Origin of the sequence: Enterobacter sp. EC_50, assembly GCF_019584525.1 — a bacterium.
GTDB classification, from domain to species: domain Bacteria; phylum Pseudomonadota; class Gammaproteobacteria; order Enterobacterales; family Enterobacteriaceae; genus Enterobacter; species Enterobacter roggenkampii.
Genome location: NZ_VDAF01000024.1, coordinates 65,293 through 71,292, shown reverse-complemented (window position 1 = coordinate 71,292; position 6,000 = coordinate 65,293). Strand labels below are relative to the sequence as shown.

General features: G+C 36.9%; 9 protein-coding genes and 1 pseudogene. All 10 read left to right on the top strand.

Annotated features, from left to right (window positions below; all coding sequences use genetic code 11):
- On the top strand, positions 1-92 hold a 92-nt coding region (locus FHC48_RS23530; RefSeq protein ID WP_039391442.1), incomplete at its 5' end, for a hypothetical protein.
- A gap of 54 nt (positions 93-146) precedes the next feature.
- Entirely contained in the window at positions 147-839 is a 693-nt protein-coding gene (locus tag FHC48_RS18695) for an Imm43 family immunity protein (RefSeq protein ID WP_239519694.1), read from the top strand.
- Between the two features lie 144 nt (positions 840-983).
- The gene (locus tag FHC48_RS18690; protein WP_248270209.1) at positions 984-1,367 is read left to right on the top strand and encodes a hypothetical protein; all 384 of its coding nucleotides are present in this window, start codon (positions 984-986) and stop codon (positions 1,365-1,367) included.
- Between the two features lie 408 nt (positions 1,368-1,775).
- Positions 1,776-2,096, top strand: coding sequence for a hypothetical protein (locus FHC48_RS18685; protein ID WP_239519696.1), 321 nt, complete (start codon positions 1,776-1,778; stop codon positions 2,094-2,096).
- A gap of 102 nt (positions 2,097-2,198) precedes the next feature.
- The gene (locus FHC48_RS23525) at positions 2,199-2,300 is read left to right on the top strand and encodes a hypothetical protein (protein ID WP_080690917.1); all 102 of its coding nucleotides are present in this window, start codon (positions 2,199-2,201) and stop codon (positions 2,298-2,300) included.
- Positions 2,301-2,381: 81 nt separating this feature from the next.
- Entirely contained in the window at positions 2,382-2,699 is a 318-nt protein-coding gene (locus FHC48_RS23520) for a hypothetical protein (RefSeq protein ID WP_248270208.1), read from the top strand.
- 654 nt (positions 2,700-3,353) lie between these two features.
- A complete protein-coding gene (locus FHC48_RS18675; protein WP_220418914.1) occupies positions 3,354-4,142 on the top strand; it encodes an Appr-1-p processing protein in 789 nt (262 codons plus the stop codon).
- A gap of 87 nt (positions 4,143-4,229) precedes the next feature.
- Entirely contained in the window at positions 4,230-4,631 is a 402-nt protein-coding gene (locus FHC48_RS18670; RefSeq protein ID WP_220420565.1) for a hypothetical protein, read from the top strand.
- A gap of 147 nt (positions 4,632-4,778) precedes the next feature.
- Positions 4,779-5,245, top strand: a pseudogene (locus FHC48_RS23700) (HNH/endonuclease VII fold putative polymorphic toxin); the annotation flags it as partial.
- A gap of 3 nt (positions 5,246-5,248) precedes the next feature.
- Positions 5,249-5,638, top strand: a complete 390-nt coding sequence (locus FHC48_RS18660) for an Imm50 family immunity protein (protein WP_023292188.1) — start codon at positions 5,249-5,251, stop codon at positions 5,636-5,638.
- Positions 5,639-6,000: the final 362 nt, after the last annotated feature.

Here is a 6,000-nt window from a genome sequence, read left to right as displayed (position 1 = left end):
GCTCAATGTGGCAGTTACTGAAAAAGGTCCGCCATTTTATGGAAACCGCCAGCCCATTCCCCGGAGGAAAACATGGTCAGGCAAAAGTGTAGCGGTATTAGGCGCAGCTATTTAGATTGATATGAAGAATAAAATTTGGATGGGTCATGTTCCCACAAAAAAATCAGTGGAATGAATTAATGTCCTATTATGTGATCATGAATGACTTTGAATCATCACTCATGCCAAGAAATTTACAGGGCATGGTTGATGAAAGATTACAGGTTAATGAAAACTGGGAAATAGAAGGCTCTGCCTTTTCCTTCCCTTATCGAATAACAGACGATGCATGCCCAGACCATATTTATTTGTTGTGCAATAAAAATGTTGGGGCTTTGAAATTTGACTATTATAAAAAAGACTTTGGACACTTGATGGATAAGTCTTTATTTTCAATTTTTGAAAATTATAAGCACAATGTTTTTTTTGGCCGAGATATAACACCAGTTTCGATTGGGAATGGTCAAGTTCTTCGGGATGATTTTAAATATGTATATTTTCCAAGCGGCGATGTTATAGATAAGGATAAATCTATTCTCGAAGAGGATAAGTTCGGAGATACCATACCTTTTAAAATAGAATTCAAGGATGATGCGCTAGAAAATGATATACTTTCGTTGAACGACACATTGTTAGGTGGTTTTATCATTGTTAAACAAGAGGTCAAGGAAGTTATAGACAGTAAAGGATTCCGGGGGTTGAAACTTGTTCCACTGGAAAATGCTTTAGACGTTTTCTGTGAAGATTATTTCTACGAAATAGACTCAAATCGTAAAAGAAAGGGCAATAAACTACCTTAATATTGAAGGGTGTCGTGACATTATTGATTCTTTGTTTTTCTTTTTTAATGGCGCGAAGAACTTCTTTGGATTATGAGTACATTTTCAACTATGGATATAGTAATTTTCAGAGTAGCCAATAATGTTAACTCTTAAAGAGGAATAATGCGTATAAAAAATACTATCCATGACTTTGTCAACAAATTCAAAATGAATGATTTAAATATGGGAGAGATAGACTATGCAGACGATGAAAATGAAACTTCTTTTCCTGTAAATTTAAATGGTGAAATTCGATTTTTTTATAGCCATTTGATTTTAAATGACCACCCAACATTTGATGGTGCATTCATTATACAGATTGTTGAGCCCCAAGAGCTTAATAAAATGTTATCAGGCTGGCGAGTTCAAAATGACACGACCTGGCGCGATGAATATATAATCTTTGCTGAACGAAATGGAGATGTTCTTTTTTGTGATACCCAAAATATCACATCTCCTGTTTATGGTAGTATTCAAAAAAGAAATTTTTTATTTCCAATTCGTTAGCCGACTTTTTGGATGCTTTTTGTTCTGCCATTGAGATAGAACAAAGTAAATATGATGGTGATGCTACAGATGATGATTTTAATTTCAGAGAGGACTTTCTGGAAGATATCGATTTAATGCTAAAAAGCAAGCTTAAGGATGTTGAGGCAGAAGGTTTTAAGCAATTCTTTTTTGGCTAGGTTAATAATAAAAACTAACACTTTTAGAACCCTCCTTACTTCTGACAACATTTTTCGCTTAAAACCACTTTTATATAGGCAAGGAGGTCTCTTTTCGATTGATAATGAATAAGCATATGAAAAACGGTTTCGATAAATTTGATGAAAAAGTTTCATCTCTTGTAGAAAAAGGAAACGAGTTCCATTTAAATGGGCCTCACCTAGTGAAGTTGCTGATCTGATGTGGAAAATGACAACAAAAACAGATGGTAAGTCGATTATTCTCAAATTGGGTGATGGAATAAAAAAGTACTGGAGTAATATTGTTATGAATACTAAAGGAATAAATACTAGAGACGATTTTATTAAATTTCTTGAGAATTTATCTTCAAATTCCAGAAATAATCTAAGTGAGTGGGAGAGCAAAGACTTACCCTCATATTTTGAATCGATGGCATCTTGGGTTGAAGATATGGATGGATATTATTTAAATCAAAAATTACCTGTTCCAGAAAATGTTAACTGGACATTTATTGCAGATATTTTAATGGCTGCAAGAGTTTATGAATAATATTCAATGATAATTGGGCGGGAAGAGCATCAAATCTTCCCGGCTTTTTATTATTTAACGTGTTAAAAAGTATGATGGCGTCCGAATCGTTCCGATGACCCGATAGGTTTTAATGGCGGTATAAATACTTACGTTTACGCCACTAATCCGTTGAATTGGGTTGATCCATTAGGATTGAAAGCGAAGTGTGCACCGACTCGATAAAATGACCATAACCAGGCGGCATTTGGTAGGCAGTGGCAAGGAAGAGGGATTTATCAAGGCCGTTATTCTTGGTCAAACACAATGCTTAAAGAAGGCGATATTGTTTATGGTGGAGCACCTGGGCAGTCAGGATTTTATTTCGACAAAGCCACTTTAGAAGCTGCTAATGGTAGTCGACAAAAATTATGGGAAAGTTTACAAGTTCTACCTCATGAAAAATATGGGTTTAGAAGTAAGATTCAGATGTATAGAGTCAAACGAGATGCTATTGCTGGTACGGGACAAGCTTTGTCACCAGATACTGAAATGTTAGGAAGCGGTGGCGGTACCCAATTCTTCCTTTCGAATTATAAAAAAGTTCTGGAACCTATTGGTCTTCCATTTGATATTGGGATGTAAAATGAATTTTGACGCAGAAACTGGTGTTCTTAAATTTAATAAAAGGGTTCTATTAGGACCAAGAGTTACTAAGACAGAGTTGTTTAATAATACAAATGTAAGGTGGGAGGGGTGGCCTGAAAAAAAAAGACAATAAAATAGTCTCATACAGAACTATCCTTAAAGGTGACCATGAGTTCGGAGATATATATCTAATAATTGACTTCTTGGTTCCCAATGATCCTAACTCAATAATTCGTAGTTGGCGCTTCGCCCCAGAAAAATTATTGATGGGAAAACAGAATAGACCCGAAGGGAAAGTCACCCGATGTTTAAGGGAATGGTTCAAAACTAAATCTACTATTGTTCTTCCTGTATCAAGGGAGTGGGGACATGTTGATGCTGCTTATGACCCTCATAACCTAACAGGAACAATTCTCTGCCACTATTGCTTAGACCCTCATGAATTGTAAGTGGAGAACTGGTAAAATATATGATTCAATTGAAGTTACTTATATGACTATATTATAGTGTTTCCAATATAAATTGGACAGTTGCCATCCTAAGCGAGAAAATAAAAAGGTATAAGCCATTTTGTTGACCTAGATGTTACTGGCCTGGATGTAATTGAACCCCGGAAAAATACATTCTTTATCTTAAACACAAAAGATCTTGATGTCTCCGAAAGAATTGTTAAAAGTGCGAGGAGTTGTGGTTGATGTGAAAAAATACTATAAAGGTAACGTTGATTTTATTGCAGGTGAAGGAATTATTCTCAATGAATTCATAGGGGAGGTGGCCACACGGCAAATAAATATTATAGATGGCGATTGTTATGCATCTTCCTCTTTGCTAGATAAAAACGAGAAAGTTGGTTTTCTGCTGTATGATGGTAAAAAAAACGATCTGGACTTAAGTGATACTGAAGAAATTTCGAATGAGGAATTTGAAACTTTCTGGAAAACAACAACGAGTTCATTGCAAGAAAAAAAACAAATAAAGCTCTTGTCTGGAAATGCTGTGGAACCTTTGAAAAAATCCATAGTTATTGCTCACATTGTGAATAATAAAGGGAAATGGGGTAAAGGCTTTGTTCTGTCTCTTTCAAATAAATATCCTTCTGCAAAGGAATACTATCTCAATAGCTTCAATGGAAATAACATCCCAGAATTAGGTACGGTTGATTTTGTCTTGGTTGATGCTAAAGAACAGATATTTATTGCTAATATGTATGCACAAGATGGTATTAAGAAAAATGTCAATGACAAAAATCAATACGTATGTTATGCATCCCTGGAAGTTTGTCTTGAAAAGTTATCTGACTTTGCTTTAGTAAATCGCCTTTCAGTACAAATGCCAAGAATAGGCGCTGGCCTCGGTGGAGGTGATTGGGATGTTATAGAGTCATTGATACTTAAAAAGATTTGCTATAAGATGATCGATTGCAATGTAATAATTTCATAATATAAAATGATAATTTAGCAATGCATTTTATTGAATTCGATTGTTGCTTAGAAAAGGATTTTTAATTAAAAGGACAGGCGCTTGAATATGAAAATATCTATAACAAATACTATTGAAAAAGGAAACGAGTTACACGACAGCCAAAAATACGCCGAGGCTTTAGAACAATACCAAAAGGCCTCGCAAGCTCTTCCTGAACCAAAGTCCGAATCAGAATTTGCCAACTGGATCTCTGCATGCATGTACAGCGCATATTTTGATCTTGCGGATTACGTTGAGGCAAAGAAATGGGGAGAGACGGCTTTACGGACACGTGGATCGGATATAGACACTGCACCGTTAATCGACTTGGGTATGGTCTGTTACGAGTTGAATCAATTCGATGAAGCGTATAAATATTTTAACGATGCTTATAACTACGGCAAAGAGCGTGCTTTTCAGGATAGACCTAAAAAATATCTTGAGTTCTATCTGCGTAAGAAGGCGTAAGAACAGTAATTTATACCATTCAAAACAAATCAAACGTTAAATAAGAAGTGAAGCATTACGTCCCATTCACTATGTAATCTTCTTCTCTGGCACGCATTTTCCTGCTTCCTTCGTTCCTTGTTCACCATGTTCTCGACAGACTGTCAGTATAACAGCGACGAACTCCCCCGTGAGAACTGTCGCCCCTATGACTGCTGACCACCCGCAGCGAGTACGACCGTCTCGGCCGCCTGCATCGCCTGGATGTCTTCATCGTCAATGCCGGGCGTCTTCTGGTTCAGGACGGCACGCTGCCGGGCCAGGAGCAATGGCGCTGGGATACGGCCGGTAACCCGTTAGAGGGCGTTGGAGAGAAGAATGCCCATTCCAGACCAGATCTGTTAGATGGGGAAGGCAACAAAATACTAAATACAAAAGGTTTACCGATAAAAACTCGACAATATGAATTTAGGGACTCAAATAACAAGCCTGTTTTTATCCAGGAACATAGTTTAGGGCATGATAAAGCAACCTCAGGTCATGGTGCTGAACCTCATTTCACTGTTAGGCCGCCACAAAATTTGAATACAGGTAGCGTTCCGGGTAGTCATGGTCATTATAATTTCGAGAGTTAATAAATGTGGTTTGACAACGCAATAGGGAAAGAAAAAATTAATTTCATGTTTGATGGGGAGTTAAGCATGGAATTAGTCGAGTTCGATGGTTTTACCTTCGAAAGGTTTTCTGATATTTCATGTCGATTTTTTACAAGAAAAATCCCATCTTGCTACCCAAAAAAATGGGAAGAGAGTGAATTCAATACCCTTTGTATTGTGTTGACATTTGGGGATGTAGTTGAACTTGATGTTAAAGGAATGAAGGTGGGTTTTGTTTGCTCTCCTGTAATTATTTCAACAGAAAATTATAGTAAAATATCTATAACAGATGAAAAATTAAATTTCCATTGTCAATCAAACTTTCTTACAATTGAAGGTATCACACCTTATCTGGACGAGCGTTGGGATTGACGAGAATAAAGATGTAGAGCTAATAAATGCATATATGTTTTATGCACGCCATTTGAATTTTTATTATTGATTTTTTTACGTGTGAGTTATCAACTTTTAGTAAAGTATTATCCCCACTGCAATTGTTAGTCATTTACGCTGCGAGATGACCGCGAGTTGAAGCAATCCAACTACGACAGAGGGGGGATATTCAGTATGGTCACAGCGATTACGGCTTTCCTGATTTACCGTATCGTCGAGGCATCTCTCTCTACAATGTACAATGTTTATGATCAGCGAAGTTAACCCTCCCGTGGGTATTAAAGTTACCTGTAATACGACTACCGCAATAACCTGGCACGGTAAGAGCGGGACGGTTGCCT